The organism is Hydrogenophaga sp. (genome assembly GCF_031426985.1).
Lineage (GTDB): Bacteria > Pseudomonadota > Gammaproteobacteria > Burkholderiales > Burkholderiaceae_C > Hydrogenophaga.
The window spans coordinates 1-2732 of sequence record NZ_JASJOY010000029.1 but is presented as its reverse complement, the minus strand read 5'-3'; the positions used below and the strand labels follow the sequence as shown (position 1 = coordinate 2732).

The 2732-nt window shown below is 68.5% G+C and carries 4 protein-coding genes; 2 read left to right on the top strand and 2 right to left on the bottom strand.

The features are described 5' to 3' along the window. Together RMP09_RS03910 and RMP09_RS03905 are read right to left on the bottom strand one after the other, a co-directional pair. On the bottom strand, positions 1 to 193 hold a 193-nt coding region (locus RMP09_RS03910), incomplete at its 3' end, for a TRAP transporter small permease subunit (protein WP_310564693.1). Further along, entirely contained in the window at positions 190 to 723 is a 534-nt protein-coding gene (locus tag RMP09_RS03905; protein ID WP_310564692.1) for a gluconokinase, read from the bottom strand. The genes RMP09_RS03905 and RMP09_RS03910, both read right to left, overlap by 4 nt. A gap of 206 nt (positions 724 to 929) precedes the next feature. Here RMP09_RS03905 and RMP09_RS03900 point away from each other — a divergent pair, with 206 nt between their 5' ends. Both RMP09_RS03900 and RMP09_RS03895 read left to right on the top strand, forming a co-directional pair. After that, positions 930 to 1973, top strand: coding sequence for a LacI family DNA-binding transcriptional regulator (locus tag RMP09_RS03900; protein ID WP_310564691.1), 1044 nt, complete (start codon positions 930 to 932; stop codon positions 1971 to 1973). 277 nt (positions 1974 to 2250) lie between these two features. Next, positions 2251 to 2732, top strand: a 482-nt coding sequence (locus tag RMP09_RS03895; protein ID WP_310564694.1) for an extracellular solute-binding protein, incomplete at its 3' end; no start/stop codon positions are given.

Genomic DNA, 2732 nt, shown 5'->3' with positions numbered 1-2732 from the left:
CGGCGCCCAGGAACACCATCCACACGAACAGCAGGCGCGAGAGTTCTTCGCTGGCGGCGAGGCTGCTGCCAAAGCCGTAGCGCAGCACCACGTTGAGGAACACGGCGCTGGCCATCACCGCCAGGCAGGCGGCCATGAGGGCCTGGGCCGCGCGCTGCAACGGGTGGGTTTTGCGTGGATCAGGGGCGTTCATGCGGCCTCCGGGGTCTGGGAAGGGTCGACCACGCCGGCCCAGGTGCTCACCTGCTCCAGCAGCAGGGGCAGCGGCTCGGCCGCGTCCACGCGCAGCACGCCGGGCTCGCCCACCGGCGATTCGAGCGTGGCGAACTGGCTGTCGACCAGGGCGGTGTTGAAGAAGTGGGACGAACGGACCGCCACGCGCTGGCGGGCCAGTTCGGGCGTGATGTCCAGGAACACGAAGCGCAGGCCGGGCGATGCGGCGCGCAGCTGCTCGCGGTAGCTGCGGCGCAGGGCCGAGCAGGTCAGCACCATGCCGCCCGGGCGGCGGGCCAGCAGCGCGCCCAGGGTGATCAGCCAGCCGGCGCGGTCGGCATCGGTCAGCGGCGTGCCCTGCTGCATCTTCAGTCGGTTGCCCTCGCTGTGGTGGTCGTCGCCTTCGATCAGTTCGAAGGCCAGGCGCTGCGCCACGGCGGCGCCCAGGCTGGACTTGCCGCAGCCGGCCACGCCCATGATCACCAGCGAAACATTTGGAAGGTTTGGCATGCTTGAGATAGCGCTATCTTTTGAATCCGGAAAAAAGCGGCCCGTTCACGGACCGCCCAGAACCCTTCGCCGTGCCACCCGCTGCCGCCGGCTGCGCACCACCTGGTGCGCAGGGCCTGCCGCTGCGGGTAAACCGGGGTGGACCCGGCGTTGAGATAGCGCTATCTTACGGACACTGCCCGTTCACAGAACCCGTACAAACCCTGATGCCCCCCTCTTCTGTCACCCCTGCGTCACCCCAGCGCCCGCGCGCCACCGGCCGCATCACCCTGGCCGATGTGGCCGCGCTGGCCGGCGTGAGCCCCATCACCGTCTCGCGTGCGCTGCGCGGCGAGCGCACCGTGGACCCGGTGCTGGCCGAGCGCGTCAAGGCCGCCGCCGCCGAACTGCGTTACACGCCCGATCCGGCCGCCCGCGCCCTGGCCTCGCGCCACAGCTCACACGTGGCGGTGCTCATCCCCATGCTGTCGAACGCGCTGTTCGTCGACCTGCTCGAAGCGGTGCAGCGCACGCTGCGCCCGGTGGGCTACCAGACGCTGATCGGCATCACCCACTACGACGCCGACGAAGAAGAGCAGCTGCTGCGCGAACAGCTGCTGCACCGCCCGGCCGGCCTGCTGGTCACGGGCATCGACCACAACGCACGCACGCGCGAGCTCATCGCCGGCAGCGGTGTGCCCTGCGTGCACGTGATGGCGCTGTCGAACGCGCCCGAGGTGTACTGCGTGGGCTTTTCGCAGACCGACGCGGGCGCGGCCATCACCCAGCACCTGCTGGACCGGGGCCGCCGGCGCATCGCCTTTGTGGCCGCGCAGCTGGACCCGCGCACCCTGCAGCGCGCCGAGGGTTACCGCCGCGCGCTGCAGGCGGCCGGCCTGCACGACCCGGCGCTGGAATGGCTGGACCCGCGGCCCTCGTCCATGGCGCTGGGGGGTGAACTGCTCGAACAGCTGCTGCGCGAGCGCCCCGATTGCGACGCGGTGTTCTTCTGCAACGACGACCTGGCCCAGGGTGGTCTGCTGGCCGCCCTGCGGCTGGGGGTGGCGGTGCCGCAGCGGGTGGCGGTGGCGGGGTTCAACGATCTCTCGGGCAGCGACCAGATGCTGCCGCCGCTGACCACGGTGGCCACGCCGCGCGGCGCCATCGGCGAGGCCGGCGCCCGGATGCTGCTGGCGCTGATGCGGGGCGAGACCCCGCCCGAACACGCGGTGGACCTGGGTTTTGAGTTGTGTCTGCGCCAGAGCAGCTGAGCCACACCCATACTTTCTGCCGTTGACTAGGGTAAATCCTGACTCAACCACGCAATGAAGTACCAAATTGATCCCAATTCGTACAAATTGCGCAGCCGATCCTGACCAGAATTCCCCCACGGCTTCAGACACCGTAGAACCTCAAACGACCGCCTTTCCATCCAGGAGACACACTGTGAAATTCCGCCTTGCCACCGTGTTCGCCGCCGGCCTGCTGGCCGCCGCTGGCGCCAACGCCGCCACCGAACTCGTGATCGCGACCGTGAACAACGGCCACATGATCGAAATGCAGAAGCTCTCGAAAAACTTCGAGACCGCCAACCCCGACATCAAGCTCAAGTGGGTCACGCTGGAAGAAGGCGTGCTGCGCCAGCGCGTGACGACCGACATCGCCACCAAGGGCGGCCAGTTCGACATCATGACCATCGGCATGTACGAAGCGCCGATCTGGGGCAAGAAGGGCTGGCTCACCGAGCTCAAGACCGACGCCGCCTACGACGTGGACGACCTGCTGCCCGCCGTGCGCGGTGGCCTGACCGTGGGTGGCAAGCTCTACGCCGCCCCGTTCTACGGCGAATCGTCGATGCTGATGTACCGCAAGGACCTGGCCGACAAGGCCGGCATCACCGTGGCCGACAAGCCCACCTGGACCGACATCAAGACCCTGGCGTCCAAGATCCACGACCCGAAGAACGGCGTGTACGGCATCTGCCTGCGCGGCAAGCCGGGCTGGGGCGACAACATGGCCTTCCTGTCCAC

What these genes read in the sequence shown, in the direction of transcription:
- RMP09_RS03905 (WP_310564692.1), bottom strand. Translation starts at nt 723, where the DNA reads ATGCCAAACCTTCCAAATGTTTCGCTGGTGATCATGGGCGTGGCCGGC.
- RMP09_RS03900 (WP_310564691.1), top strand. Translation starts at nt 930, where the DNA reads ATGCCCCCCTCTTCTGTCACCCCTGCGTCACCCCAGCGCCCGCGCGCC.